Below are 26,206 nucleotides of genomic sequence, written 5' to 3' on the forward strand. Positions count from 1 at the left end.
TGACGGGGCCGTCCGCGGCGGTCGCGGTCACGGTCGCCCGCGGCGCCCGTCCCCGCTGCCGACACCCCTGCCGCCGCTGCCCCGGGGGCCGGTCAGCCCTCGTCGGCCCGCATGCTCATCGGGCCGTAGATCTTGGCGCCGTCCTCGAACAGGACGACCTGCTCCGCGCCGCCCTCCAGCAGGTCCTTCCACACCTCACCGAGCCAGGACTCCGCGTCCCCCTGGGTGGTGAACTCCTCCGGCTCCACCGAGGGAGCCGTTTCGGTGCCATCGGCCTTCTCGATCCGCCACGTCCACGCCATGTCCGCCTCCTGAGTCCCGCCGACCGACTAATGCTGCAGGCAGCCTAACGGCCGGTGACAAGGTGGCCCGGCGCGCCGCCGCCGCCCGAACGCGAGACCATCGGGTCGTGGAACTGACTCTTCTCGGTACCGCGGCCCCCAGCGGGCTGCCCCGGCCCAGCTGCCCGTGCGCGGCCTGCGCGACCGCCGTCGGCGCCGAAGCGCGCGGCGCGACCTCGCTGCTCGTCGACGGCCTGCTGCTCCTCGACCTCACCCCCGGCCCCGCCTTCGCGGCGGCCCGCGCCGGCCGGTCGATCAGCGGCGTGCGAGCGCTGCTGCTGTCGCACCCGCACGACGGGCCCGCCGTCGAGTTCCCCGCCGGGCTGCCCGCGCCGGGGCGGGTGCCCGACGGCCGGGAGCTGGCGCTGCTCAGCGGCCACCGGGTGCGGGCGGTCTCGGTGGACGCCCCCGGCACCGGCTACGAGGTCACCGGGCCGCAGGGCGAGCGGCTGCTCTACCTGCCGCCCGGCTGCGCGCCCGCCGGGCTGCGGGCCGGATCGCCGCCGCGCGAGGGCGGCCCGTACGACATGGTGCTGCTCGACGTGCCCGGCCGGCCCGACGCGCTGGCCCTGCTGCGCGAGGTCGGCGCGGTGGACGCGGCCACGGACGTGCTCGCCGTCCACCTCGACCACGACGTGCCGCCCGGCCCCGAGCTGCACCGCAGGCTGGCCGTCGGGGGCGCGCGGGCGGTGCCCGACGGGACGACGCTGCTGGTCGGCGAGTACCACGCGGTGCCCGACCTGCCGCGCCGCACGCTGGTGCTCGGCGGCGCCCGGTCCGGCAAGTCCCTGGAGGCCGAGCGGCGGCTCGCGACCTTCCCCGAGGTGCTCTACGTCGCCACCGGCGGCACCCGGGAGGGCGACCCCGAATGGGCCGCCCGGGTCTCCGTACACCGCGAACGACGGCCGGGCTCCTGGCGGACGACCGAGACCTGCGACCTGGTCCCGCTGCTCACGGCGAAGGGCTCCACCGAGAAACAGCTGCCCGGCCGCCGGCACCCGCAGGACGGGCCGGGCGCGGCGCGGCGCGTCGGCGGCGGCACGGCCGAGCGGTCCGACGAGGGCTGGTCCGACGGGGGCCGTTCCGACGGCGGCTACGAGGGCTATGAGGCCCGCAGGGCCGCCGAGCAGCGGGCCGAACTGAGCGCCGAGCTGACCCGGGACGACGCTCCGCTGCTCATCGACTGCCTGGCGCTGTGGCTCACGGACGCGATGGACGCGGTCGGCGCGTGGGACGACGCGACGTGGTCGAACGGCGGCGAGCGGCGGCTGCGCGAGCGGGTGGACCAGCTGGTGGCAGCCGTACGGGCCACCCGGCGCACGCTGGTCGCCGTCAGCAACGAGGTCGGCTCCGGCGTCGTCCCGGCCACGGCGTCGGGCCGCCGCTTCCGCGACGAGCTGGGCCGGCTCAACGCGGCGTTCGCGGCCGAGTGCGAGCAGGTCCTGCTGGTGGTGGCGGGGCAGGCGGTGCCGCTGCGGGGTGGCAACGCGTGAGCGGGGTGCGGGGGTGCGGGGGTGCGGGGGTGCGGCGCTTCAGCTGAGTTGCGGCGCGCGGGGCTGTGACTGAGCTGCGACGCGCGGGGCTGTGCGCGGCCGACAGCCCGCCCGCCCGCCGACGTCCCCCGTGGCGGCTCCGCGCTCTGCCGGTACTGTTCGGCGAATGAGCTCGCTGAATCTCGATGACTTCTCCACCCTGATCGAGCGCCCGCACGGCGGCGTGCGGCGCGACGCCGAGGAGCGGCGGGAGCGCCTCGCGGTGCCCGTCGGGGCGCTGGGGCGGCTCGACGAGCTGGCTGAGTGGCTGGCCTCCGCGCAGGCGCAGGTGCCGGTCAAGCCGATCGAACGAGCCCGCGTGGTGCTGTTCGCGGGCGATCACGGTGTCGCGGAGCTGGGCGTCTCGGGCCGCCCTGCGGGGGGCGCGCGGGAGTTGGTGCGCGCCGTGCTGGACGGGGAGAGCGCCGTCGCGATTCTGGCCCGGCGCTTCGACGCGCGGCTGCGCGTCGTCGACATGTCCGTGGACTGCGACCCGGCCGACCTCCCCGACGACGTCGTACGGCACCGGGTGCGGCGCGGCTCGGGCCGGCTGGACATCGAGGACACGCTGACCCCGGAGGAGGCCGAGGCGGCCTTCCGCGCCGGGATGGCGGTGGCCGACGAGGAGGCCGACGCGGGCACCGACCTGGTGGTGCTCGGGGACCTCAGCGTCGGCGGCACCACCGCCGCAGGCACCCTGATCGCCGCGCTGTGCGGCACCGACGCGTCCGTCGTCACAGGGCGTGGCGGCGCGGGCATCGACGACCTCGCCTGGATGCGCAAGTGCGCGGCGATCCGGGACGGGCTGCGGCGGGCCCGGCCGGTCCTGGGCGACCAGCTCGAACTGCTGGCCGCGTGCGGCGGAGCGGACCTCACCGCGATCACCGGCTTCCTGCTGCAGAGCGCCGTGCGCCGCACCCCGGTCATCCTGGACGGCGTCGTCTCGGCGGCCTGCGCGCTGGTCGCGCAGCGGGTCGCCTTCCGCGCGCCGGACTGGTGGCTGGCCGGGCAGGCGAGCGGCGAGCCGGGCCAGGCGAAGGCGCTGGACCGGATGGCGCTCAACCCCTTGCTCGATCACGGCGTCACTGTGGGTGAGGGCGCCGGGGCACTGCTCGCACTGCCTTTGGTGCGAGCGGCCGCCGCCCTGTCGGCGGAGCTGCCGGAACGCGACTGACCTCAAGGACAAATCGCCGCGCTTCGCCCCATATGATCAATATTTATGGGAGAAGCCCGGGTGTCATCGATCGAGGGCGGTCGCAAGGCCGTGTGGCCGCGGCGCGCGGCGGCAGGCGTCGTCTGGTACCTGCGCGCTGTGACGTCCGTCAATTTCCTCAGCGCGTTCTGGGTGTCCTTCGGCAATGACATCCGACGGCACAACGTCGAGGAGTTCTTCACCCCCTACCTGCTGACCGCGGGCTTCGCCTCCGGCGCGTTCTCACTGTTCCTGGCGATCACCATGCGCCGGGGCAAGCGCGCGGCCTGGATCATCAACGTCGTGCTGGCCGGGCTGTTCCTGGCCGTCTTCGCCCTCGCGATGTTCTACTCCGAGTTCAACCGGCACGTCATGAACTGGGTCTCGCTCGTGCTGACGGCGGCCTTCCTCGCCGCGCTGATCGTGGGCCGCCGCGAGTTCGCGGCCAAGGGCGACCGCTCCAACCCCAAGCTCGCCGCGGTCGTCGCGATCGGCGGCCTGCTGGTCACCTCGCTGATCGCGGCGCTGCTCGTGACGGTCACCAACACCGCGCACGACGACTACCGCTCCTCCTTCCTCGACCGCTGGCGCTACGGCCTGATGCGGCTCGTCTCGCTCGCCGCCGACGACAGCCGTTTCGCGGGCGTCACCACCCCCGGCTGGGTCAACGTCTCCATCAACGTCATGAGCACGATCCTGCTGCTGCTCGTGTTCTACGCGGCCTTCCGCTCCCGGCGCATCATCGACCCGATCTCCCCTCAGGACGAGGAGCGGCTGCGCGGGCTGCTGGAGCGGCACGGCGAGCGCGACTCGCTCGGCTACTTCGCGCTGCGCCCGACAAGAGCGTCGTCTAGTAGCCGAGCGGCAAGGCCGGCGTCGTCTACCGCGTGGTCGGCGGGGTCTCGCTGGCCTCCGGCGACCCGATCGGCGACCCCGAGGCGTGGCCCGGCGCGATCGAGCGCTGGCTCGCCCAGGCGCGGGAGCACGGCTGGACCCCCGCCGTGATGGGCGCGAGCGAGGAGGCCGGCAACATCTACGCCCGGCACGGCCTCGACGCCCTCGAACTCGGCGACGAGGCGATCGTGGAGATCGACGAGTTCACCCTCGACGGGCGCGCGATGCGGAGCGTGCGCCAGGCGTACAACCGGGTCGCGCGGGCCGGCTACACCGTCCGCATCCGCCGTCACGAGGACATCCCCGAGGACGAGCTGACCGCGCTCCTCCAGCGCGCCGACGACTGGCGCGACGGCGCGACCGAACGCGGCTTCTCGATGGCGCTGGGGCGGCTCGGCGACCCGGGCGACGGGCGCTGCGTGATGCTCGAATGCACCGACGGCGAGGGCGCGTTGCGCGCCGTGCTGAGCTTCGTCCCCTGGGGGCCCAAAGGCCTCTCGCTCGACCTGATGCGGCGTGACCGGGACTCCGAGAACGGCCTGATGGAGTTCATGGTGATCGAACTCATCCAGCGCGCGCCGGAAGTCGGCGTCGAGCACGTCTCGCTGAACTTCGCGATGTTCCGCTCGGTCTTCGAGCGCGGCGCGAAGCTGGGCGCGGGCCCGGTGCTGCGGCTCTGGCGCTCGCTGCTCACCTTCTTCTCCCGCTGGTGGCAGATCGAGTCGCTCTACCGCGCCAACGCGAAGTACCGGCCCATCTGGGAGCCGCGCTTCCTGCTCTTCGGCAAGAGCAGCGAACTGCTGCGCATCGGCATCGCGGCGGCGCGCGCGGAGGGCTTCCTGGAAGCGCCGGGGCTGCCGAAGTGGATGCACCGCCAACGCCTCGGGACCAAGCGATGACCCTGCCGGCGCGCGCCCCGGCGCTGTGCCGCGCCGCGCGCGCCGAGTGGGGGCCGCTCCTGGGGACCGTGTGGAACGCCCTGGCCGCCAGGAAGGCCGCCGCGATCCCGATGACGCTCGGCGCGGTCTGCCTGACCGGGCTGTTCCAGATCGTCCAGAACCAGTCCTGGGGCTACGAGGCCGTACAGCGGATCGGCGCGGTGCAGGCGTCGCAGCCGTGGTGGGAGGCGCTGCTGCGCACCCCGCTGTCGATCTTCGTGCCCGCGCTGGACCTGCCGGTCTGGGGCGCGCTGGCGCAGATCCTGATCGTCTTCGGGGTCAGCGAGATCTGCCTCGGCCGCCGGCATACGCTGCTGATCGCGTACGTCGCCACCCTCGCCGGGACCATGTTCGCCAGGCTCGGCGTCGCCGTGGGCCCCGGCGGGCCGTTCGGGCTGCCCGCGCAGGACGCCTCGGTGGTCGACACCGGCCCTTCGGCGGCGGTCGTCGGGCTCGCGGTCTACGTGTGCTGGCGCTACCGCGCCCGGTTCACGGCGGCGTTCGTCGTGCTGCTGATGGCGGCCGAGGTGATCGCCAAACCCAATCTGGCGGGCAAGGAGCACCTCGCGGCCATCACGGCGGTGCTGCTGCTCTGCGCGGCCGGCACGATCAGCGGGACGGGCGCGGTCCGCCTCGGCGGCACCGCCGACCGCACAGCCGCCGACCGCACAGCCGCCGACCGCGCAGCCGCCGGAGCAGCGGACGCAGCCCGCGGGACGCGCGGTAATCTGCAGCGCGATGCCCCCGACGACTGAGCCCCCGATACCCCCCGCGCCGCCTCCCGGCGCCGAGCCCCCGCGCGCTCCCCTCCTCGACGGCCTGCGCTTCGCCTTCGGCACGCTCACCGCGCTGCCGGTGCGGGTGGCGCGCTGGGACCGGCAGGCGGCGCGCGTCGGGATGCTGTGCGCCCCCGTCGCGGGGCTCGTCATCGGGCTGTTCGCCGCCGCCGTCGGCGGGGCGCTGCTGCTCTGCGGCGGCGGCCCGCTGCTCGCCGCGGTCGCCACCGTCGCGGTGCCCGCCGCGCTCACCCGCGGCCTGCACCTCGACGGGCTCGCCGACACCGCCGACGGCCTGGGCAGCGCCAAACCCGCGCCGGAGGCGCTGCGCGTCATGAAGCAGTCGGACATCGGCCCGTTCGGCGTGCTCACCCTGTTCTTCGTGCTCTTCGCCCAGGTCGCGGTCATGTACGAGCTGTACGAGCAGAGTTGGGCCCGCGGCGCGCTCGCCATCGCACTCGCCGTCACGCTCTCGCGCGGCGCGCTGACCCTCGCGTCCCGCGCCGGCGTCCCGGCCGCCCGTCCCGAGGGCCTGGGCGCGGCCGTCGCGGAGGTGCTCACCGTACGGTCCGCGCTGATCGCGGCGGCGCTGGCGGTAGCCGCCGGGGCCGCCTCGGGCGCGCTGCTGGGCCCGTACGGCGCGCTGCACGCCGGGCTCGCCGCGCTGGCCGCGCTGGGCGTCGCCGAACTGCTGCTGCGGCACTGCCGCAAGCGCTTCGGCGGGGTCACCGGTGACGTCTTCGGCGCGCTCGCCGAAACGGCCGCGACGGCCGCGCTGGTCACGCTGGCCCTCGGCTGACCAGGGCCCGAACGTCCCGCGAACGAGCGACGAACGGCTCGTGGAGCGCCGCCGAACGGCCTGTGCCCGAAGGCCGCTCCGCGTCCGCCCTCACAGAGCGTTAGGCTCGCAATCGCCCGCAACGGCCAGGGCCGGTCCGGGTCCGGCCGATCCGGGCCCGGCGCATACGATCCCCACGGCCCCGGCCGAGCCACCCATCGGCCACAACTCAACGGAAGAGAGACTTCACCACCGTGACTGCTCTGACTCTCAGCACTTCTTCTGCGGCGACGCTGCGTGCGGACGCCGTCGTCATCGGCGTGGCCAAGGGACCCAAGGGCCTCGTCCTCGCCCCCGGTTCGGAGACGGTCGACAAGGCGTTCGACGGCAAGCTCGCGGCCGTCCTGGAGATCCTGGGCGCTTCCGGCGCCGAGGGCGAGGCGACCAAGCTGCCCGCGCCCTCCGGCCTCAAGTCCCCGGTGGTGCTGGCGGTCGGACTCGGCGGCGTCCCGGACAACGGTGACCGCTACGACGGCGAGGCGCTGCGGCGCGCCGCCGGTGTGGCCGCCCGCACGCTGTCCGGGACCAAGAAAGCCGCGTTCGCGCTGCCGGTCGAGGACGCCGCCGACGCCGGCGCGGTGGCCGAGGGCGCGCTGCTCGGCGCGTACGTCTACGTGCCGCGGGGCGCGGCCGGCGCCCCCGCCGACAAGACGGCCGACAAGGCCGGCAAGGGAGCCAAGGCCGCCAGGAACGGCGCCGACTCCAAGGACTCCGGGAAAGAGCCGCTCGGCGAGGTCGCCCTGCTCGGCGGCAAGCCCCGCGACAAGGCGTACAAGGCCGCGACCGACCGCGCCGTCGCCGTCGCCGCCGAGCTCAACCGCGCCCGCGACCTGATCAACATGCCGCCCAACGAGCTGAACCCGAAGTCCTTCGCGACGGAGGTCCAGGCCGCGGCCAAGGAGCACGGCCTCAAGGTCGAGGTGCTGGACGAGAAGGCGCTGCTCAAGGGCGGCTTCGGCGGCATCATGGGCGTCGGCCAGGGCGCGGACGCCCCGCCCCGGCTGGTGAAGCTCTCCTACACGCACCCCAAGGCCCGGCAGTCGCTGGCCTTCGTCGGCAAGGGCATCACGTACGACTCCGGCGGCATCTCGCTCAAGCCGGCCGGCCACAACGAGACGATGAAGTGCGACATGAGCGGCGCGGCCGCGGTGTTCGCCGCGGTCGTCTCGGCCGCGAAGCTCGGCCTCCAGGTCAACGTCACCGGCTGGCTCGCGCTCGCCGAGAACATGCCGTCCGGCGGCGCGACCCGCCCCGGCGACGTGCTGCGGATGTACAGCGGCAAGACGGTCGAGGTGCTCAACACCGACGCCGAGGGCCGCCTCGTGCTGGCCGACGCGATCACCCGCGCCTCGGAGGACAAGCCGGACGCGATCGTGGACGTGGCGACGCTGACCGGCGCGATGGTTCTCGCCCTGGGCAACCGGACCTTCGGCATCATGGCGAACGACGACGCCTTCCGCACCGCGATCCACGAGATCTCGGAGGAGGTCGGCGAGCAGTCCTGGCCGATGCCGATGCCGCCCGAGCTGCTCAAGGCGATGGACTCGCAGGTCGCGGACCTGTCCAACATGGGCGAGCGGATGGGCGGCGGCCTGGTCGCCGGACTCTTCCTGCAGGAGTTCGTCGGCGAGGGCATCACCTGGGCACACCTGGACATCGCGGGCCCGGCCTTCCACGAGGGCGCGCCGTTCGGCTACACCCCCAAGGGCGGCACCGGCTCGGCCGTCCGCACCCTGGTCCGGCTGGCCGAGCGGACCGCTTCGGGCGACCTCGGCTGAACCGGCCGAGCAGCATCGCCCGTACCGCCTCCGTGCGGCCCCGGCCGAAGCGCCCGGGGCAGTACGCGTGCGTGGCGCGGCCCGTACGCGGGCGCGCCGCGCCGGGGCCGTGCGGGTGGCGCGGGCGTTCGCCCTCAACGAAATCCGTACAGCTGTACCCGGCGGTAACCCGCTGGGACGGCCGTCCGGACGTCTCACACCACAGCCCGGCGTCCCGCCATCCGGCAACAAGTGCGAAGATGTTGTCTCGGCAGGACAGGGCCCCGGCTCACACAAAAGAGTCATACCAAGGGCCGATGAATACAGCGGCCGAACAATAGCCGCCGCCCGGTCGCGGAAGACCGGCTCCGGCGTACCCATGCATGGAGGACGTGACGTGGCGAACGACGCCAGCACCGTTTTCGACCTAGTGATCCTCGGCGGCGGTAGTGGCGGTTACGCCGCCGCTCTGCGCGGGGCCCAGCTGGGCCTGGACGTCGCCCTGATCGAAAAGGGCAAGGTCGGCGGCACCTGCCTGCACAACGGCTGCATCCCCACGAAGGCTCTGCTGCACGCGGGCGAGATCGCCGACCAAGCGCGCGAAAGCTCAGATTTCGGTGTCAAGGCCACTTTCGAGGGCATCGACATGGAAGCTGTGCACAAGTACAAGGACGGCGTGATCTCCGGCCTGTACAAGGGCCTGCAGGGTCTGATCGCCAGCCGCAAGGTCACCTATGTGGAGGGCGAGGGCAAGCTCTCCTCCCCGACCTCGGTCGATGTGAACGGCCAGCGCTACCAGGGCCGGCACATCCTGCTCGGCACCGGCTCCACCCCCAAGTCCCTCCCCGGTCTGGAGATCGACGGCAACCGCGTCATCTCCTCGGACCACGCGCTGGTCCTGGACCGCGTGCCGAAGTCCGCGATCGTGCTCGGCGGCGGCGTCATCGGCGTCGAGTTCGCCTCCGCGTGGAAGTCCTTCGGCGCTGACGTGACCATCGTCGAGGCGCTGCCGCACCTGCTCGCGCTGGAGGACGAGAACAGCTCCAAGCTGCTCGAACGCGCCTTCCGCAAGCGCGGCATCACCTTCGCCCTCGGCTCCCGTTTCGCGGGCGTCGAGCACACCGCCGACGGGGTGAAGGTCTCGCTGGAGAACGGCAAGACCTTCGAGGCCGAGCTGCTGCTCGTCGCCGTCGGCCGCGGTCCGGTCTCGCAGGGCCTCGGCTACGAGGAGGCCGGAGTCGCGATGGACCGCGGTTACGTCCTCGTCGACGAGTACATGCGGACCAACGTCGAGACCATCTCGGCCGTCGGCGACCTCGTACCGACCCTCCAGCTCGCCCACGTCGGCTTCGCCGAGGGCATCCTGGTGGCGGAGCGGCTGGCCGGTCTCAAGACCGTGCCGATCGACTACGACGGCGTGCCGCGCGTGACGTACTGCCACCCCGAGGTCGCCTCGGTCGGCATCACCGAGGCCAAGGCCAAGGAGCTGTACGGCGCGGACAAGGTCGTCACCCTCAAGCAGTCCCTCGGCGGCAACGGCAAGAGCCGAATCCTGAAGACCACCGGCGAGATCAAGCTCGTCCAGGTCAAGGACGGCGCCGTCGTCGGCATCCACATGGTCGGTGACCGCATGAGTGAGCAGGTCGGCGAAGCACAGCTGATCTACAACTGGGAAGCCCTGCCCGCAGAGGTCGCCCAGCTCATCCACGCGCACCCGACGCAGAACGAAGCGCTCGGCGAGGCCCACCTGGCGCTGGCCGGAAAGCCCTTGCACTCCCACGACTGACCTGGGCTGCGGTTCAACGCCACGCCAGAAGCTGGGCCCCCCATCCGCACTGTTCGATAGGAGAAACCGAAGACATGGCGGTTTCCGTAACCCTGCCGGCGCTCGGCGAGAGCGTGACCGAAGGCACTGTCACCCGTTGGCTGAAGGCCGAGGGTGAACGCGTAGAGCTCGACGAGCCGCTGCTCGAGGTCTCGACCGACAAGGTCGACACCGAGATTCCCGCACCGGCCGCCGGCGTCCTGGCCTCCATCAAGGTGGCCGAGGACGAGACGGTCGAGGTCGGCGCGGAGCTGGCCGTCATCGATGACGGCAGCGGCCCGCCGGCCGAGGCCCCCGCCCCGGCCGCCGCCGAGGCTCCCGCCGCCCAGCCCGAGCCCGCCGCGGCACCCGCCGCCGAGGCTCCGGCCCCGGCCCCGGCAGCACAGGCTCCGGCCGCCGAGCCCGCGGCAGCGCCCTCCGGCGCGGCCGAGGGCACCCCGGTGCTGCTGCCCGCGCTCGGTGAGTCCGTGACCGAGGGCACCGTGACCCGTTGGCTCAAGGCCGTCGGCGACTCGGTCGACGCTGACGAGCCGCTGCTGGAGGTGTCCACCGACAAGGTGGACACAGAGATTCCGGCGCCGGCCTCGGGCACCCTGCTCGAGATCCTGATCGCCGAGGACGAGACCGCCGAGGTCGGCGCGAAGCTCGCCGTCATCGGCGCGGCCGGCGCGGCTCCGGCCGCTGCCCCGGCCCCCGCCGCACCGGCGCCGGCCGCCCAGCCCGAGCCCACCCCGGCTCCCGCTGCCGCACCGGCACCGGCGCAGCAGGCCCCGGCGCCGGCCGCCGCGGCTCCGCAGGCCCCCGCGGCCCCGGCGCCGCAGGTCAGCACCCCGGCTCCGGCCGCACCCGCGCAGGCGCCGGCTCCGGCCGCCGCCCCGCAGGCCGCGGCCACCGGTGAGGGCGACGGCGCGTACGTCACCCCGCTGGTGCGCAAGCTCGCCTCCGAGAACGCCGTCGACCTCACCGCTCTCAAGGGCAGTGGCGTCGGCGGTCGCATCCGCAAGCAGGACGTGATCACCGCCGCCGAGGAGGCCAAGAAGGCGCAGGCAGCCAAGGCTGCCGCCCCGGTAGCCGCCAAGGCAGCTCCGGCAGCGCCCTCTCCGCTGCGCGGCCAGACCGTGAAGATGACGCGCATCCGCAAGGCCACGGCCAAGCACATGCTCGAATCCCTTCACGTCTCCGCCCAGCTCACCACCGTGATCGAGGTGGACGTCACCCGGGTCATGCGGCTGCGCGCCAAGGCCAAGGACAGCTTCCTGGCCCGTGAAGGCGTCAAGCTCTCCCCGATGCCGTTCTTCGTCCAGGCCGCGGCCGAGGCGCTCAAGGTCCACCCGGTCCTGAACGCCAAGGTCAACGACGACGACACCATCACGTACCACGACGTCGAGAACGTCGGCATCGCGGTGGACACCGAAAAGGGCCTGTTCGTCCCGGTCATCCACGGAGCGGGCGACCTCAACATCGCCGGTCTCTCGAAGAAGACCGCCGACCTCGCCAACCGGGTCCGCAACGGCGGCATCAAGCCCGACGAGCTGGCCGGCGGCACTTTCACCGTCACCAACACCGGCTCGCGCGGCGCGCTCTTCGACACTCCGATCCTCAACCAGCCGCAGGTCGGCATGCTGGGCATCGGGGCCACCGTCAAGCGCCCCGTCGTCATCGCGCACCCGGAGCTCGGCAACACCATCGCCGTGCGCGACATGGTCTACCTGGCCCTGTCGTACGACCACCGGATCGTGGACGGCGCGGACGCCGCCCGCTTCCTGGGCACCATCAAGACCCGGCTCGAAGCCGGCGAGTTCGAAGCCGACCTCGGCCTCTGACACCCGAGCACGACGGATACACAGCACCACCAAGGCGCCGGTAGGCCACAGCGCCTGAGGGGACGGCCCCGGCTCAGCGTGTCGAGCCGGGGCCGTCCCTTGCCCGTTGTGCGTCGGCTGCCCGTTGTCCGTCGGCCATTGCGGCGATAATGACAGTGACCCCCGTCCGAAGGAGCGCTCCATGCCCCCGCCCGTCGTCCGCTCGTTGCGCGAACAGATCCGCGAGCAGATCGTCGAAGGCATCGTCAACGGCCGATGGAAGCCGGGCGAGCGGATCGTCGAGCGGCGGATCGCGGCCGAGATGGAGGTCAGCCAGGCCCCCGTACGGGAGGCGCTGCGCGAGCTGGAGACCCTGCGGCTGATCGAGTCGGCCCCGAACAAGGGCGTACGGGTCCGTAATCTGACCACCGCCGACCTGGAGGAGAGCTACCCGGTGCGGGCGGGCCTGGAGCAGGTCGCCGCCGAGCTGGCGGCCCCCCGGCTGGCTCAGGACGTCAGCGCGCTGGAGCGCGAGGTGGCGGCGCTGCGGGTCGCGGACCGGGCGGCCGACGCGGAGGCGCAGGTGCGGCATACGGTCGCCTTCCACCGGGAGATCGTCAGGGCCGCCGACAACAGCGTGCTGCTGCACACCTGGGAGTCGCTGGGCATCGAGGTGTGGACCGCGCTGTCCATCCGCTGGCTGAACACCCAGCAGTACGCCTACGCCGACGAGCACGCGGCGGTCATCGAGGCGTTCCGCGAGGCCGACCCGCGGGTCGGCGAGCTGCTCAAGGCGCACGTACTCAGCTGCTCGCCACGGGCATGATGGCCCCATGCGCGCCGCCCGCTTGATCCAGTTGGTCCTGCTGCTCCAGTCCCGGCAGTCCATGACGGGGTCCGAGCTGGCCGAGCGGCTGGAGGTGTCCGAGCGGACGATCGCGCGGGACGTGGTCGCGCTGTCCGAGGCCGGCATCCCGGTCTACGCGGACCGCGGCAGGACCGGCGGCTACCGGCTGATCGGCGGCTACCGGACCCGGCTCACCGGCCTGGGCCGCACCGAGGCGGCGGCGCTGTTCCTGTCCGGCGTGCCCTCGGCGCTGCGCGAGATGGGCCTGGCCGACGCGGGGTCGGCGGCCCGGCTGAAGGTCTCGGCGGCGCTGCTGCCCGAGCTGAGCGACGCGCCGGCGAGCGCGGCCCAGCGCTTCCACCTGGACGCCCCTGGCTGGTACCAGGTGCCGAAGCCCCCCGCGCTGCTGCCGACGATCGCCGAGGCGGTCTGGGACGACCGGTGCCTCAGCGTCCGGTACCGCAAGCAGGACACCGAGGCGGAACGGGAGCTGGAGCCCTACGGCCTGGTCCTGAAGGCCGGCGTCTGGTATCTCGCGGCCCGCGTCCGGGGCGGCTTCCGGGTCTACCGGGTGGACCGGTTCGCGAGCGTCTCGGCCGCGCCCGAGCAGTTCGCGCGTGACGAGGACTTCGACCTGTCCGCCTTCTGGGACGAGCGGGCGGCCGACTTCCTGCGCTCGATCCTGCACGACGAGGTCGTCGTCCGGCTCTCCCCGGACGGAGTGCGACAGCTGCCGCGAGCCACCGACCCCACGGCCGCCCGGGAGGCGCTCGCGGCCGGCGAGAGCGACCCGGACGGCCGGGTCACCGTGACCCTGCGCGTCGAGTCGGCCGAGGTCGCCTACACCCAGCTGATCGCCCTCGGCCCGGAGGCCGAGCTGCTGGCCCCGCCCGCGCTGCGCGCCCGCTTCGCCGAGGCCGCGGGCCGGTCGGCGGGGCTGTACGGGCGGGACGCTGCCGGCGGGGCTGCCGGTGACGCGGGCGGCGGACGGGACCGTAGTGGCGGGGGCGGCAGTGGCGGGGGCGACGACCGGGAGTGAACGCCGGGCGCGCCACCGGCACCCGGCACCCGGCACCCGCCTGTGCTCCCCGCCCCTGTGCTCCCGCCCTGTCCTCCCCCGTGCTCCCTCACCCGCCCACCGCTCACCGGTACGCGCTGTCGTCCGCGTCCTTGCCGCCGAACTCGACCTCCGTGATGTAGCTCCAGGCGTCCGGCTGCGTGCCGTCGGTGTCGGTGAAGCCGTACTCCTTGGCGAGCTGCGCGCTGGACAGCGACTGCCCGTTCCAGCGCGCCTTCTCCGGGTCGGCCGCCAGTGACGCCACGGCCCGGCCGATGCAGACCGGCGACTCGGCGATGGCGAAGGGCTTGACCTTGCTCACGGCGTCCCGCCAGTTCTCCTCGGTGACGCCGAAGGTGTCGAGCATCTGCTCCGAGCGCAGGAAGCCGGGGGTGATGCAGACCGCCGTGCAGCCGAGCTCCTTGAGCTCCTCGCCGAGGCCGAACGCCATCCGGACAGGGGCGTTCTTCGTGAGGTCGTAGTAGAGGTTCTCCCGGTAGCGCCGGTTGAACTCCGCGGTGCCGTCCGTCACCTCGACCACCAGCCCGCCGCTGTTGCGGATCAGCAGCGGCAGCGCGAAGTGGCTGGTGATGACGTGGGTCTTCACCCCGAGCTCCAGCATCCGCAGGCCCTTGTCCAGGTCGTACTCCCACACCCTGCAGTTCTGGCCGAATTCGAGCAGGTGCTCGCCGCCCCAGATGTCGTTGACCAGGATGTCCAGCCGCCCGTGGTCCCGGTCGACGCGTTCGACCAGCGCCCGCACCTGGTCCTGTTCGAGGTGGTCGGTCGGCACCGCGATGCCGGTGCCGCCGTCCCGCTTCGCGCAGCGCGGCCGACGGGTCCTCGACCCCGGCGGCGGTGAGGAGCCGGCGCAGATCCCGGTCGTCCAGCCTCTCCAGCGCGCGCAGCGCGAACACGGCGCGCGCACCCGCGCCCATCCTGGAGAGCATGTGGTCCAGCGCGAGTTCGTCGGCCCCGCCCGAGCGCGGGAACATCCGCAGCCCCCAGACGGCGGGCAGCGTCGGGCGCAGCGCTCCGGGGCCGGGCAGCCGCGCGGGCCACCAGCCGGGCCGCCGCTCGCGGCGCAGCACGATCCGCAGCAACCGCAGCCGTACGCACGCGTAGCCCCGGTCGGGCTCGCCGGTGCGCGGCGAGGGCAGGAGGGGCGCGGCGCCACCGCCGCGTACGCGGGGCAGCGCCCGCTGGACGGCGGCGTGCGCGGCGAGGACCCGCTGATGGCGGCCCAGCGAGGGCGGCAGCGTGAGGTACGCGAGCCGGACGAGATGCGGGTAGTGCTCGACGAGCGCGGCCTCCGCCTGCGCGACGTCGATGCTGTCGGTTCGGCGGATTCCGGCGGGCGGCGGTCGGTCGTCCATCGGCATCGTGGGGTCCGGCCCCTCAGGAGTGGGTGAGTGCTGTCGGGACGTACTCCCCGTCGAACGAGTGAATCGTGCGACGGTCACACAGTGCGCGAACTCACTCTCCCGAGCATGGTCGGTAACGACACAGCCGCAGATGAGCGACTCCGCGTGCGGCAGCGGGGCGCAACCCCGATGCTTGACCCGTGATGGATGAGACGGAGTTCTGGCAGATCGTGGACACCTCCCGCGAAACGGCGGAGGGCGACCCCGAGGACCAGGCCGACCTGGTGGTCGAGCGACTGCTCCAGTTCGACCCCGACTCCGTGCTGGACTTCTCCCGGCACTTCGAGGCCCGCTTCAACCGCGCCTACGACTGGGACCTGTGGGGCGCGGCCTGGGTGCTGCTGGACGGGGCGAGCGACGACGCCTTCGACTACTTCCGCTGCTGGCTCATCGGCCAGGGCCGCGAGATCTTCGAGGGCGCGCTGCACGATCCGGATCAGCTGGCGGAGCTGCTCGACGACTTCGACGAGGAGCTCGACGGCGACGCGGAGGAGCTCGGCTACGCGGCGGACGAGGCGTACGAGCAGCTGACGGGCGCCCAGACGCCGGAGCTGGGACTGCCGCCGCAGCCCCGCGAGCCGGTCGGCACCCCGGTCGACTTCGAGGACGAGACGGCTCTGGCGGAACGATTCCCCAAACTCTGGAGCCGCTTCAAGCCGTGAGCGGCGGGCGGAGCGCTCTCGCGCGCCGGTCCACGGTGCGAGGTTGCGCCGCCCCAACAGGGCCTCGTGCCCCGTCAGCCTCGCCGAACCGCCGCCCTACGACATCCCCGCCGTGATCGGGGGCAGGATGACCCCATGCGGATCGCGGTCACCGGTTCAACCGGCCTCATTGGCTCGGCACTCGTACGTTCCCTGCGCGCGGACGGCCACCGGGTGGTCCGCCTGGTGCGCCGGACGGCGCAGGGCGAGGACGAGGTCGCCTGGGATCCGCAACGGCAATATGTCGACACCGCCGGCCTCAAGGGCTGCGAGGCGGTCGTCCATCTCGCCGGAGCGGGGCTCGGCGACCGGCGCTGGACCGACGCGTACAAGCGGGAGCTGCGGGACAGCCGGGTGCTCGGCACCGCCGCCATCGCCGAGGCCGTCGCCTCGCTCGACACACCTCCCCGCGTGCTGCTGAGCGGCAGCGCGGTCGGCGTGTACGGCGACACCGGGGAGCGCGAGATCGACGAGTCCGCGCCCCCCGGCAGCGGCTTCCTCGCGAAGCTCTGCCTGGAGTGGGAGGAGGCCGCGGGAGCCGCCGAGGAGGCGGGCGTGCGCACCGCGTTCGCCCGCACCGGGCTGGTGGTGTCCCGCCACGGCGGCGCGTGGGCGAAGCTCTTCCCGCTCTTCAGACTCGGCCTCGGCGGGCGGCTGGGCGACGGGCGGCAGTACTGGAGCTTCATCTCGCTGCACGACGAGGTCGCCGCGATGCGGCACATCATCGACACCGAGGGATTGTCGGGACCGGTCAATCTCACCGCGCCGGAGCCGCTCACCAACCGCGAGGTGACGGCCGCCATGGGACGCGTGCTGAAGCGGCCGACGCTCTTCACCGCCCCGGCCCCCGCGCTGCGGATCGCGCTCGGCGAGTTCTCCCAGGACGTGCTCACCGGCCAGCGGGTGCTGCCGCGGCGGCTGCTGGACTCCGGCTTCTCGTTCGCCTTCCCCGGCATCGACGCGACGCTGCGGGCGGCGCTGCGCTGAACCGCGGGCGACCGGGCGGGCGCTTGCGGTTGGGCTCGCGTCTGCGCGGGAATGCGGCGGGAGCGAATCCGACCGCCGCGCGATCGGTGTGCGACCGCTGTGCGACCGTGCCCGGTCGATGCGCGACTGTCTCCGACCGGAATTCGCCCTACCGTCGTCCCGAACTCCGGCATCCCCAGAGCCCGTTGTGGGCATCAGCCGGGGAGCCGGGAGTATCCGCCGGAACGGCCCAGCGGTGGACTCCCCGGCTGCCGGCAGGGAAACCCCAGACCTCGGGGAGGGGCACGTGCTCAGTAACGCACGCCACACCGCAGGCCACGCAGACGTCGTGGTCGTAGGCGCAGGACTCGCCGGATTGGCAGCGGCACACCGGCTGACCAGCGCGGGACTGAGCGTCAGCGTCCTGGAGGCCGCCCCTCGCGTCGGCGGCCGGATGACCACCGACCTGGTCGACGGCTTCCGGCTCGACCGCAGCGGGCAACTGCTCAACTCCTCCTTTCCCGAGCTGCGCCGCCTCACCGAGCCCGGTGGGCTGACCCTGCTCCCCTTCGCTCCGGAGGTCCTGCTGCGCGGCGGCGAGCGCGATCACCGCTGCGGCGAGCCCCGGAGCGCGCGCGGCAACCGGCGCGCCCGGAGCACCAGGGGCGCGCTCACCGCAGCGCGCGCTCTTGCGAGCGCTACTCGCACGCCCCTGGTCGGCGCGCTCGACCAAGCCCGGCTCTCCGGCCATCTGCACCGGCTCGCGGACCTGCCGACGGACCAGCTGCTGGCGCGCCCCGAACTGACGGCGGCGCACGCCCTGTCCGCCCGCGGCCTGCCGAACCGCGCGCTGCACGGCCTGCTGCGTCCGCTGCTCGTCGCGCTGCTCTGCGACCCCCGGCTGACCACGTCCAGCCGCTGCGCGGACCTCGCGCTGCGCTCCTTCGCGCGGGGCCGGCTGTGCCTGCCCGCGGGCGGCGCCTCGGCCCTGCCCGAACTGCTCGCGGCGGCGCTGCCGCCCGGCACCGTACGCACCGGCGTGCGCGCGGTGTCCGCCGCCACCACCTCCGTGGCGACCGCCGAGCACGGCGAGCTGCGCTGCCGAGCGGTCCTGGTGGCGACCGGCGCGCGCACCGCGGCCGAGCTGCTGCCGGGGCTGCGGCTGCCGGTCTTCCACCCGGTGACCGTGCTGCACCACACCGCCGACGCGACCCCGCTGGCCGAGCCCGTGCTCGTACTGGACGCGGACCGGCGCGGGCCCGTCTCGCACACGGCCGTCATCAGCGAGGTCGATCCCACCCGGTCGCCGCCCGGCCGGGTGCTCATCACCTCGACCGTGCTGGGCCCGGCCGCGTGCGAACCGTTCGACGCACTCGACAAGGCGGCGCGCGGCCAACTCGGCGAGCTCTACGGCACCTCGGCGGAGGACTGGGAACTCCTCCGCGTCCACCACGACCCGGACGCCGTCCCCGCGATGCCCGCACCGCACGATCCCCAGCGGCCGGTCCGGCTGCTGTCGGGGCTCTTCGTGTGCGGCGACCACCGCGACACCAGCACGGCCCAGGGCGCCCTGTCCTCCGGCCGCCGCGCGGCCCAGTCCGTCCTGCACGATTTCGGCCTGGGGCCGCGGGACGAGACGGGCCCGCTTTCGGCTGCGGCCTGAGCGGCCGGCGGCTGGCTGCGGTCCCGGGCTACCGTCCCTGGGCTGCCGCCCCGGGCTGCGGTCCCGGGCAGCAGCCCCCGCAGTTGCCGCCTCCCAGCGACTACCTCCAAACGACTGCCCGCGAACCGCTCATTCCGAGACGCGCCTACCGAGGGGTCACCCTCCGGGGCAGGCCGGCGCCACCGGCCCGCCCTGCTCACTCGGGCCACCGGCCCGCCGGGCCGGCTCCGCCCGCCCCGGAAGGATCATCCGCTCCCAGCGATCACGCCACCGCGTCACCGCGTCATCCCGTCCCGCTCACCCCATCGCGGCCACCCGCTCCCGGTAACCCCGTACCGCCGCCGCGTCCCGGTACGGCTCCAACCGGCGCTCGAAGTCGCGGACGTACTCCAGCGCCCGCACCGACCGCATCTCCGACGCCTGCTGCGCCGCCTCCGCGCCCTGCGCGCACGCCTGTTCCAGCTCCCCCAGCCCCAACCGGGCCGAGGCCAGCACCAGTCGGCAGAACACCCGGCTGCGGGCGTACGCCGTCCCGCGCAGCTGCAACGACCGCTCCGCGTGCTGCGCCGCCGCGCGGTACTGCTGGAGGTCGCGATGGCAGTGCGCGAACTCGTCGGCGAGCTGCGCCTCGTCGAACAACCGCGCCCAGTAGGGCACGTCGTCGCCGGGGCGCGCCGTTTCGAGCGCCCGCTCCGCCCGCGCGAGCGAGGCCGTGCAGGCGCGCACCTCGCTGAGTGCGCCGTGCCCGCGCGCCTCCACCGCGTGCAGCAGCGCCTGGACGACCGGGGGCGCGCCGCTGCCCACGCCCTGTTGCGCGACCCGTGCGAGCTGCACGGCCTCCCGCCCGTGGCTCAGGTACACGGCCTGCCGGCTCATGGTCACCAGGACGTAGCTGCCGTACGTACGGTCCGCGGCGGCCTGGGAGAGCCGCAGCGCCTGGACGAAGTAGCGCTGCGCGAGGCCGTGGGCCGCGATGTCGTACGAGGTCCACCCGGCCAGCCGGGTGAGGTCGGCCACCGCGGCGAACAGCCGTCGTCCGGTGGCCTCGTTGTAGACGCCGCGCAGCATGGGCTCCGCTTCGTGTTCGAGATAGCGCACCAGGGCCTGCCGGGCGTGGCCGCCGCCGTACGCGTGGTCGAGCGTCCGGAAGAGTTCGCCGACCGAGCGCAGCGCCGCGATGTCGCCCGTCGATACTCTGCCGCCCGGAGTCCGGTCGGTGCGCTCGGTGCGCGCTCTGGGCGGTGCCCCCCTGCCTTGCGGGGGGACTCTGGCCGCGCCGTTCTCCGCGGCGCCGCTGCCCGCTGGGCCGCCGCCCGCGGAGCTGTTGCCAGGAGAGCCGTTGGCCGTGGGGCCGTCGCCCCGGGCGGCTGCGTGCTGGGTGGGGGGCTCGCCCCTGCCGACGCGGTCGTCGGGCCGGCCGATGAGCCAGTCACGGCTGGGAACCACCAGACCGGCGGGGGTGAAGGCGATCTTGCGCAGCTCGGCCTGGCTGCCCGAGTCCTTGCGCCACAGCCCGCTCACGATGTCGACCGCTTCGGCGGGGGTGCCGGCGAACTCCAGCCCGGCGTACACCGGCGCGCAGGCGTCGAGCCCGAGGTCCTGGGCGGAGAGCCGGCGTCCGAGCCGCCGGGTGAAGACTTCGGCGATCAGCGCCGGTGTGGTGCCGCGTGGCTGCTGGCCGCGTAGCCATCGGGTCACCGAAGTCTTGTCGTAGCGCAGGTCGAGGCCGTGTTCGAGGCCGAGTTGATCGATCCGCCTGGCAAGTCCGGCGTTCGAGAAGCCTGCTTCGCCGATCAAACTGGCGAGCTGGCGATTAGGGGTGCGCTGCGGGGGTCGTTCCGTCATCAGCTATCCGGTCTCCTGCCTTCCGGGCGTTGCTCGCCACGGGCTCGTCTGACCCGGTCCGGCTTCCTGTTCGCCCTCGTGGAACGGCGTGAATGTAACGGGGTCTACAGCCCGGCTCGTCACGATCGCCCCTCATTCATCCGATCGTGTGAGGAGCTGCCCTATACAGACCGAATGTGTCCGCCCGGCGGCCCCCTGCGAGCCACCCGCGTCCCGGCCGTACAGTGGCAAGGCGCGATTGATGCAGATGAAAGTTCGAAGAGGAGCTGCCGTGGCCGCGAACCCTCGGGGGGAGACCTCCGAATCCCCGGAAAAGCTGCGCTTTGTCCATCTGGGTTTCGGGTCCGACGCCGTCGAGTACCAGGAGGCGTGGCAGGAGCAGCGCAGGGTGCACGCCGCCCGGTTCGCGGACGAGATCCCGGACACCTGTCTGCTGCTGGAGCACCAGGCGGTCTACACCGCGGGACGGCGCACGGCGGACATTGAGCGCCCCCTGGACGGCACTCCCGTCGTGGACGTGGACCGGGGTGGAAAGATCACCTGGCACGGTCCCGGCCAGCTCGTCGGCTACCCGATCATGAAGCTGCCGCGCCCGGTGGACGTGGTGGCGCACGTCCGCCGTCTGGAGGAGGCCCTGATCCGCAGCTGCGGCGAGCTGGGCCTGGAGACCACCAGGATCGAGGGCCGCAGCGGCGTCTGGGTGCTCGGCGACCCGGTCGAGGAGCGGCCGTCGCCCGGCGGCCTGGCGCTCGACTTCGACCCCCGGCTCGGCGACGAGCTGTTCGACGCCCGGCTGAACGGGCCGGAGTACGCGCCGTCCAACGCCGGACAGCGCCGCGAGGACCGCAAGCTGGCCGCGATCGGCATCCGGGTCGCCAAGGGCGTCACGATGCACGGCTTCTCGTTGAACTGCGATCCGGACAACACCTCGTTCGACCGGATCGTGCCCTGCGGCATCCGCGACGCGGGCGTCACCTCGCTCTCCAACGAGCTGGGCCGCGACGTCTCCGTCGCCGACGTACTGCCGGTGGCCGAGCGTCATCTGCACGACATACTGACCGCCGCGGAGCCACTGCCGCGGGCCGTCTGAACGGCCGACCGAGCGGCCGACCGGGCCGAGGGGCGCACCTGTACGGGAATGCGCCCCCGAGCGTGCCGGTTGGGATCCTCGTAAAGGCATACGAATAACGGGCGTACCCTGGTGTTCGCCGAAGAATCGAAGTCGTAGGGAGCCGGACGTGTCCGCTGTCGCACCCGACGGACGCAAGATGCTGCGCCTGGAAGTCAGGAACAGTGAGACGCCGATCGAGCGCAAGCCCGATTGGATCAAGACGCGGGCGAAGATGGGCCCCGAGTACACCGCGATGCAAGCCCTGGTGAAATCCGAGGGTCTGCACACCGTGTGTCAGGAGGCCGGCTGTCCCAACATCTACGAATGCTGGGAGGACCGCGAGGCCACCTTCCTCATCGGTGGGGACCAGTGCACGCGGCGCTGTGACTTCTGCCAGATCGACACGGGCAAGCCCGAGGAGCTGGACCGCGACGAGCCCCGACGGGTCGCCGAGTCGGTCCGCACCATGGAGCTGAAGTACGCCACGATCACCGGCGTGGCCCGCGACGACCTGGCGGACGGCGGAGCCTGGCTCTACGCCGAGACCGTCCGGCAGATCCATGAGCTGATGCCGAACACCGGCGTCGAGCTGCTGATCCCGGACTTCAACGCGGTCCCCGAGCAGCTCGCCGAGGTCTTCTCGTCCCGTCCCGAGGTTCTCGGGCACAACGTCGAGACGGTCCCGCGGATCTTCAAGCGCATCCGGCCGGGCTTCCGGTACGAGCGTTCGCTGGAGGTCATCACCAGGGCCCGCGAGGCCGGTCTGGTGACCAAGTCCAACCTGATCCTGGGTATGGGCGAGGAGCGTGAAGAGGTCAGCCAGGCGTTGCAGGACCTGTACGACGCCGGTTGTGAACTGATCACGATCACCCAGTACCTGCGGCCCACCCCGCGGCACCACCCGGTCGCCCGCTGGGTCAAGCCGCACGAGTTCGTGGAGCTCAAGGAAGAGGCGGACCAGATCGGCTACGCCGGTGTCATGTCCGGGCCGCTGGTCCGTTCGTCGTACCGGGCAGGCCGGCTCTACCAGCAGGCCATCGAGCAGCGTCAGTCCGGCGGCACGGCCAAGAGCGTCGCACCGATCGCCTCGCAGGCCGTCTAGAACCCCGGCGGTATCCGGCGGCGACCGGCGTTGACCAGCACCACCCCTGTACCACCCCGGCAGTATCCGGCCGATACCGGAGCCGATGCCGGAGCACAGCCCGCAGACGCGGCCCGCACGATCTTCGCCCGAGCGAAGCGCGTGCGGGCCGCGTCAATGTTTCATAGGCGTTTGACCGGCTGGTCACCTCCTGGTAACACCGTTCTGTGACGCTTAGGCCACGCACCGCTGCCGTGTACCCACCCGATGCTCCCGAGGGGACCTCCGCCATGCAGGCCGCGCCCGCACACCAGTCCGTACGCCCCGTACGTTCCAGCCGCCCGGCGACCCCGGTCGTCCGTCCGACCGTCACCGGAACCCTGCGCGCCCTGGAGTCGCTGCTACTGCGCGGCGGACAGCGCACCGCACGCCGAAACGCCTGGACATCGGTGCTGGAGGACCGCCGCCGGGCGCAGGACCGGCACGAGGTTCAGGACGTACTGGAGGCCGTGGCTACCGGGGCTCCGCGCGCCACGTAAACTCTCCGGCATGGCGAGGAAGGAAACATCCGAGAACCCCGGGCGACTGAAGCAGATCGCTCTGACCTACAAGATGACCAAGAAGGCCGACTCCAAGGTCGGACTTGTCGTCGCGGCTGTGGGAATTGTCACCTTCGGTGTCCTCCTCGCGATCGGCTTTGTGATCGGGCACCCGGTCTATCTGGGCATCCTGGGCTTCCTGCTGGCGTTCCTGGCGATGGCGATCATCTTCGGACGGCGTGCGGAGAAGGCGGCCTTCGGACAGATGGAGGGCCAGCCGGGCGCGGCGGCCGCGGTGCTGGAGAACGTCGGTCGCGGCTGGTCGGTGACCCCCGCGGTGGCGATGAACCGCAGCCAGGACGTCGTGCACCGCGCCGTCGGCAAGGCGGGCATCGTGCTCGTCGCCGAGGGCAACCCGAACCGGGTGCGGAGCCTGCTGGCGTCCGAGAAGAAGCGGATGGCGCGCGTCTCCCTGGACGTCCCGGTGAGCGACCTGGTCGTGGGCGACGGCGAGGGCGAGGTGCCGCTGAAGAAGCTGCGCACCACTCTGCTGAAGATGCCGCGAATCCTGCAGGGCGCTCAGGTCACAGCGGTCAACGACCGGCTGCGCGCGCTCGGGGACATGATGAGCAACATGCCGATCCCGAAGGGGCCGATGCCGAAGGGCAGCCGGATGCCCAAGGGCGGCGGCAAGACGCGCTGACCCTCCGGGGCTGACCCCCTCCAGGGCTGACCCTCCGGGGGCGGACCGACGACAACCGGCTGGCTGGTTGCGCGGGCTTCACGCGGCGCACGCGGGACACACCTCAACGCATACGAATGACGAACGCAGAGCGGGCTGCGGGCCCCCAGCCCGCTCTGCTTCGCGCCTCGCTCAGCTACGGACCTGTACGGCGCGGGCGGCCCGGTCGTGCAGTCCGCGGCCGTCCCGGTCCCAGACGACCGCCGGGATGATCAGCGCGAGCAGCAGGGTCCGCAGCGCCACCCAGCCGATGCCCAGGCGTCCACCGCCGACGGCGACGACGCGCAGCCCCAGCAGCCGTTTGCCGGGCGTGCAGCCGACCGTCCCGATGGTGAGCACGCTCAGCACCAGGAAGACGCCGAGGGCCGGATTGCTGGTCCTTTGCGGGTCACCGTCGGCCAGCAGGGCGTATGCGATCAGTACGCACAACGCCCAGTCGATGAAGAGGGCCCCGACGCGACGCCCCATCGAGGCGACCGAGCCCGGCCCCTCCGCCGGCAGCCCGAGCCGCTGGCCCCGGTACCCGAAGTCGACGCCCATGTCCTCGGCCGCCGCGCGCGGCCCGGAGAGCCACGATCCGATTGCTTGCCTGTTGTCCACCGGACCACCGTACTGCGCTCGGATAAACTCATGCGGGCGCGGGGCGCGCCCGGAGCACGGGCGGGCACGCTCGGCGGTTAACGTCTGCGAAACAAATGGGTCATGCTCGGGAAATCCCGGGTACCTATGGTCGGGCCCAGCGCGCCACCGCACATGGCTGCGCTCCGAGCAGCAATCCCGCCTCCTTAGCGGCGGGCCTAGGAGGAGTTGGATGTTCCAGAACGCCGACGAGGCAAATAAGTACATCAAGGACGAGGGCGTCAAGTTCGTCGACGTCCGATTCTGCGACCTGCCCGGCGTGATGCAGCACTTCACGATCCCGGCCGCGGTGTTCAACCCGACTGACGAGCTCGCGTTCGACGGTTCGTCGATCCGCGGCTTCCAGGCGATCCACGAGTCGGACATGGCGCTGCGCGCGGACCTCTCCACAGCCCGTCTGGACCCGTTCCGCCGGGACAAGACGCTGAACATCAACTTCTTCATCCACGACCCGATCACCGGCGAGCAGTACAGCCGTGACCCGCGGAACGTGGCCAAGAAGGCCGAGGCGTACCTCGCCTCCACCGGCATCGCCGACACCGCGTACTTCGGCCCCGAGGCCGAGTTCTACGTGTTCGACAGCGTGCGCTTCGCGACCAACGCCAACGAGTCGTACTACCACATCGACTCCGAGGCCGGCGCCTGGAACACCGGCGCGGTCGAGAACAACCGCGGCTACAAGGTCCGCTACAAGGGCGGCTACTTCCCGACGCCGCCGGTCGACCACTTCGCCGACCTGCGCGCCGAGATCTCCCTCGAGCTGGACAAGTGCGGCATGCAGGTCGAGCGCCAGCACCACGAGGTGGGCACCGCCGGCCAGGCCGAGATCAACTACAAGTTCAACACGTTGCTGGCCTCGGCCGACGACCTGATGCTCTTCAAGTACATCGTGAAGAACGTCGCCTGGCGCAACAACAAGACCGCGACCTTCATGCCGAAGCCGATCTTCGGCGACAACGGCTCGGGCATGCACGTGCACCAGTCGCTGTGGGCCGGAGGCGACCCCCTCTTCTACGACGAGCAGGGCTACGCCGGCCTCTCCGACATGGCGCGCTACTACATCGGCGGCATCCTCAAGCACGCGCCGTCACTGCTGGCCTTCACCAACCCGACCGTGAACTCGTACCACCGCCTGGTGCCGGGCTTCGAGGCACCAGTCAACATGGTCTACTCGCAGCGCAACCGCTCGGCCGCGATGCGCATCCCGATCACGGGTGCCAACCCCAAGGCCAAGCGCGTCGAATTCCGCGCCCCGGACCCGTCCAGCAACCCGTACCTCGCCTTCTCGGCGCTGCTGATGGCCGGCCTCGACGGCATCAAGAACAAGATCGAGCCGCCGGAGCCGATCGACAAGGACCTCTACGAGCTCGCTCCGGAGGAGCACGCGGGAGTCCAGCAGGTCCCGACCTCCCTCCCGGCCGTACTCGACGCCCTTGAGGCCGACCACGAGTACCTGCTGGCCGGTGGCGTCTTCACCACCGACCTGATCGAGACCTGGATCGACTACAAGCGGACGAACGAGATCGCGCCGATCCAGCTTCGGCCGCACCCGCATGAGTTCGAGATGTACTTCGACATCTAAGAAGCACGGTTAGATCAGCAGCGGAGATCGCGGAGAACTGGCCTTGAACTTCGGAAACCATTCTCAATGGTTTCCGAAGGTTTCCGGCTGATTCTCAGCCCCTTGTGCCATACC

21 protein-coding genes and 2 pseudogenes are annotated in these 26,206 nt (G+C 72.4%); 19 read left to right on the forward strand and 4 right to left on the reverse strand.

Translation table 11 applies throughout. From position 1 onward, the window contains the following. Window positions 1–92 precede the first annotated feature (92 nt). Complete coding sequence (locus QMK28_RS12855; RefSeq protein WP_326437243.1) at window positions 93–302, reverse strand: hypothetical protein; 210 nt, start codon at window positions 300–302, stop codon at window positions 93–95. A 107-nt stretch (window positions 303–409) separates the two neighbouring features. On the opposite strand from QMK28_RS12855, the gene QMK28_RS12860 reads away from it, so the two are divergent. From QMK28_RS12860 to QMK28_RS12905, 10 genes and pseudogenes are all read left to right on the forward strand, one after another. Further along, a complete protein-coding gene (locus QMK28_RS12860; RefSeq protein ID WP_326437244.1) occupies window positions 410–1,834 on the forward strand; it encodes a bifunctional adenosylcobinamide kinase/adenosylcobinamide-phosphate guanylyltransferase in 1,425 nt (474 codons plus the stop codon). A 166-nt stretch (window positions 1,835–2,000) separates the two neighbouring features. Continuing rightward, window positions 2,001–3,047 carry a nicotinate-nucleotide--dimethylbenzimidazole phosphoribosyltransferase gene (gene cobT, locus QMK28_RS12865; protein WP_326437246.1) on the forward strand — a complete coding sequence of 349 codons (1,047 nt, stop codon included), beginning with the start codon at window positions 2,001–2,003 and terminating at the stop codon, window positions 3,045–3,047. Between the two features lie 45 nt (window positions 3,048–3,092). Then, window positions 3,093–4,858 (forward strand): annotated as a pseudogene (locus tag QMK28_RS12870) (phosphatidylglycerol lysyltransferase domain-containing protein). Beyond that, window positions 4,855–5,652, forward strand: coding sequence for a hypothetical protein (locus QMK28_RS12875; protein ID WP_326437248.1), 798 nt, complete (start codon window positions 4,855–4,857; stop codon window positions 5,650–5,652). Before QMK28_RS12870 ends, QMK28_RS12875 begins: the two are co-directional and overlap by 4 nt. Next, complete coding sequence (locus QMK28_RS12880; protein ID WP_326437250.1) at window positions 5,636–6,472, forward strand: adenosylcobinamide-GDP ribazoletransferase; 837 nt, start codon at window positions 5,636–5,638, stop codon at window positions 6,470–6,472. The genes QMK28_RS12875 and QMK28_RS12880 overlap by 17 nt, the downstream gene beginning before the upstream one ends. Window positions 6,473–6,705: 233 nt before the next feature. Continuing rightward, entirely contained in the window at window positions 6,706–8,289 is a 1,584-nt protein-coding gene (locus tag QMK28_RS12885; RefSeq protein ID WP_326437252.1) for a leucyl aminopeptidase, read from the forward strand. 376 nt (window positions 8,290–8,665) lie between these two features. Beyond that, window positions 8,666–10,054, forward strand: a complete 1,389-nt coding sequence (gene lpdA, locus QMK28_RS12890) for a dihydrolipoyl dehydrogenase (protein WP_326437254.1) — start codon at window positions 8,666–8,668, stop codon at window positions 10,052–10,054. A gap of 74 nt (window positions 10,055–10,128) precedes the next feature. Continuing rightward, the gene (gene sucB, locus QMK28_RS12895; protein ID WP_326437256.1) at window positions 10,129–11,916 is read left to right on the forward strand and encodes a 2-oxoglutarate dehydrogenase, E2 component, dihydrolipoamide succinyltransferase; all 1,788 of its coding nucleotides are present in this window, start codon (window positions 10,129–10,131) and stop codon (window positions 11,914–11,916) included. Window positions 11,917–12,097: 181 nt separating this feature from the next. Then, a complete protein-coding gene (locus QMK28_RS12900; protein WP_326437258.1) occupies window positions 12,098–12,721 on the forward strand; it encodes a GntR family transcriptional regulator in 624 nt (207 codons plus the stop codon). A gap of 7 nt (window positions 12,722–12,728) precedes the next feature. Continuing rightward, a complete protein-coding gene (locus QMK28_RS12905) occupies window positions 12,729–13,781 on the forward strand; it encodes a helix-turn-helix transcriptional regulator (RefSeq protein WP_326437260.1) in 1,053 nt (350 codons plus the stop codon). A gap of 103 nt (window positions 13,782–13,884) precedes the next feature. Here QMK28_RS12905 and QMK28_RS12910 read toward each other — a convergent pair. Next, window positions 13,885–14,610 (reverse strand): annotated as a pseudogene (locus QMK28_RS12910) (SDR family oxidoreductase); the annotation flags it as partial. Between QMK28_RS12910 and QMK28_RS34255 the strand changes: the two are divergent. The 4 genes from QMK28_RS34255 to QMK28_RS12930 all read left to right on the forward strand — a co-directional run bounded on the left by QMK28_RS34255 (window position 14,603) and on the right by QMK28_RS12930 (window position 18,553). Beyond that, entirely contained in the window at window positions 14,603–15,211 is a 609-nt protein-coding gene (locus tag QMK28_RS34255; RefSeq protein WP_443050715.1) for a hypothetical protein, read from the forward strand. The pseudogene QMK28_RS12910 and the gene QMK28_RS34255 overlap by 8 nt on opposite strands. A gap of 155 nt (window positions 15,212–15,366) precedes the next feature. Continuing rightward, window positions 15,367–15,885, forward strand: a complete 519-nt coding sequence (locus QMK28_RS12920; RefSeq protein ID WP_326437346.1) for a DUF4240 domain-containing protein — start codon at window positions 15,367–15,369, stop codon at window positions 15,883–15,885. A gap of 135 nt (window positions 15,886–16,020) precedes the next feature. Further along, the gene (locus tag QMK28_RS12925; RefSeq protein ID WP_326437262.1) at window positions 16,021–16,911 is read left to right on the forward strand and encodes a TIGR01777 family oxidoreductase; all 891 of its coding nucleotides are present in this window, start codon (window positions 16,021–16,023) and stop codon (window positions 16,909–16,911) included. Between the two features lie 286 nt (window positions 16,912–17,197). Continuing rightward, window positions 17,198–18,553 (forward strand): NAD(P)/FAD-dependent oxidoreductase, encoded by a 1,356-nt coding sequence (locus QMK28_RS12930; protein ID WP_326437264.1) that lies wholly within the window; start codon window positions 17,198–17,200, stop codon window positions 18,551–18,553. Window positions 18,554–18,850: 297 nt separating this feature from the next. Here QMK28_RS12930 and QMK28_RS12935 read toward each other — a convergent pair whose 3' ends face one another. Beyond that, complete coding sequence (locus tag QMK28_RS12935) at window positions 18,851–20,398, reverse strand: regulator (RefSeq protein ID WP_326437266.1); 1,548 nt, start codon at window positions 20,396–20,398, stop codon at window positions 18,851–18,853. 271 nt (window positions 20,399–20,669) lie between these two features. Between QMK28_RS12935 and lipB the strand changes: the two genes are divergently transcribed. The 4 genes from lipB (at window position 20,670) to QMK28_RS12955 (ending at window position 23,832) form a co-directional block, all read left to right on the forward strand. Then, a complete protein-coding gene (gene lipB, locus QMK28_RS12940; RefSeq protein WP_326437268.1) occupies window positions 20,670–21,488 on the forward strand; it encodes a lipoyl(octanoyl) transferase LipB in 819 nt (272 codons plus the stop codon). A 148-nt stretch (window positions 21,489–21,636) separates the two neighbouring features. Beyond that, on the forward strand, window positions 21,637–22,611 hold the full coding sequence (gene lipA, locus QMK28_RS12945) for a lipoyl synthase (protein WP_326437270.1): 975 nt from the start codon (window positions 21,637–21,639) through the stop codon (window positions 22,609–22,611). Window positions 22,612–22,880: 269 nt separating this feature from the next. After that, window positions 22,881–23,129 (forward strand): SCO2195 family GlnR-regulated protein, encoded by a 249-nt coding sequence (locus QMK28_RS12950; RefSeq protein ID WP_326437348.1) that lies wholly within the window; start codon window positions 22,881–22,883, stop codon window positions 23,127–23,129. Window positions 23,130–23,139: 10 nt separating this feature from the next. Then, window positions 23,140–23,832: a DUF4191 domain-containing protein gene (locus QMK28_RS12955; protein ID WP_326437272.1), complete on the forward strand. Its 693-nt coding sequence runs from the start codon at window positions 23,140–23,142 to the stop codon at window positions 23,830–23,832. Window positions 23,833–24,003: 171 nt separating this feature from the next. On the opposite strand, the gene QMK28_RS12960 is transcribed toward QMK28_RS12955, so the two are convergent. Next, window positions 24,004–24,471, reverse strand: coding sequence for an RDD family protein (locus QMK28_RS12960; RefSeq protein ID WP_326437274.1), 468 nt, complete (start codon window positions 24,469–24,471; stop codon window positions 24,004–24,006). A 211-nt stretch (window positions 24,472–24,682) separates the two neighbouring features. Here QMK28_RS12960 and glnA point away from each other — a divergent pair, with 211 nt between their 5' ends. Next, window positions 24,683–26,092: a type I glutamate--ammonia ligase gene (gene glnA / locus QMK28_RS12965; RefSeq protein WP_326437276.1), complete on the forward strand. Its 1,410-nt coding sequence runs from the start codon at window positions 24,683–24,685 to the stop codon at window positions 26,090–26,092. Window positions 26,093–26,206 lie beyond the last annotated feature (114 nt).

It is taken from the genome of Streptomyces sp. H27-D2 (genome assembly GCF_035828615.1).
GTDB lineage: Bacteria > Actinomycetota > Actinomycetes > Streptomycetales > Streptomycetaceae > Streptomyces.

What these genes read in the sequence shown, in the direction of transcription:
- QMK28_RS12880 (WP_326437250.1), top strand. Translation starts at nt 5,636, where the DNA reads ATGCCCCCGACGACTGAGCCCCCGATACCCCCCGCGCCGCCTCCCGGC.
- QMK28_RS12935 (WP_326437266.1), bottom strand. Translation starts at nt 20,398, where the DNA reads ATGACGGAACGACCCCCGCAGCGCACCCCTAATCGCCAGCTCGCCAGT.
- glnA (WP_326437276.1), top strand. Translation starts at nt 24,683, where the DNA reads ATGTTCCAGAACGCCGACGAGGCAAATAAGTACATCAAGGACGAGGGC.
- QMK28_RS12925 (WP_326437262.1), top strand. Translation starts at nt 16,021, where the DNA reads ATGCGGATCGCGGTCACCGGTTCAACCGGCCTCATTGGCTCGGCACTC.
- sucB (WP_326437256.1), top strand. Translation starts at nt 10,129, where the DNA reads ATGGCGGTTTCCGTAACCCTGCCGGCGCTCGGCGAGAGCGTGACCGAA.
- QMK28_RS12905 (WP_326437260.1), top strand. Translation starts at nt 12,729, where the DNA reads ATGCGCGCCGCCCGCTTGATCCAGTTGGTCCTGCTGCTCCAGTCCCGG.
- QMK28_RS12950 (WP_326437348.1), top strand. Translation starts at nt 22,881, where the DNA reads ATGCAGGCCGCGCCCGCACACCAGTCCGTACGCCCCGTACGTTCCAGC.
- QMK28_RS12900 (WP_326437258.1), top strand. Translation starts at nt 12,098, where the DNA reads ATGCCCCCGCCCGTCGTCCGCTCGTTGCGCGAACAGATCCGCGAGCAG.
- QMK28_RS12855 (WP_326437243.1), bottom strand. Translation starts at nt 302, where the DNA reads ATGGCGTGGACGTGGCGGATCGAGAAGGCCGATGGCACCGAAACGGCT.
- cobT (WP_326437246.1), top strand. Translation starts at nt 2,001, where the DNA reads ATGAGCTCGCTGAATCTCGATGACTTCTCCACCCTGATCGAGCGCCCG.
- QMK28_RS12920 (WP_326437346.1), top strand. Translation starts at nt 15,367, where the DNA reads ATGGATGAGACGGAGTTCTGGCAGATCGTGGACACCTCCCGCGAAACG.
- QMK28_RS12955 (WP_326437272.1), top strand. Translation starts at nt 23,140, where the DNA reads ATGGCGAGGAAGGAAACATCCGAGAACCCCGGGCGACTGAAGCAGATC.
- QMK28_RS12875 (WP_326437248.1), top strand. Translation starts at nt 4,855, where the DNA reads ATGACCCTGCCGGCGCGCGCCCCGGCGCTGTGCCGCGCCGCGCGCGCC.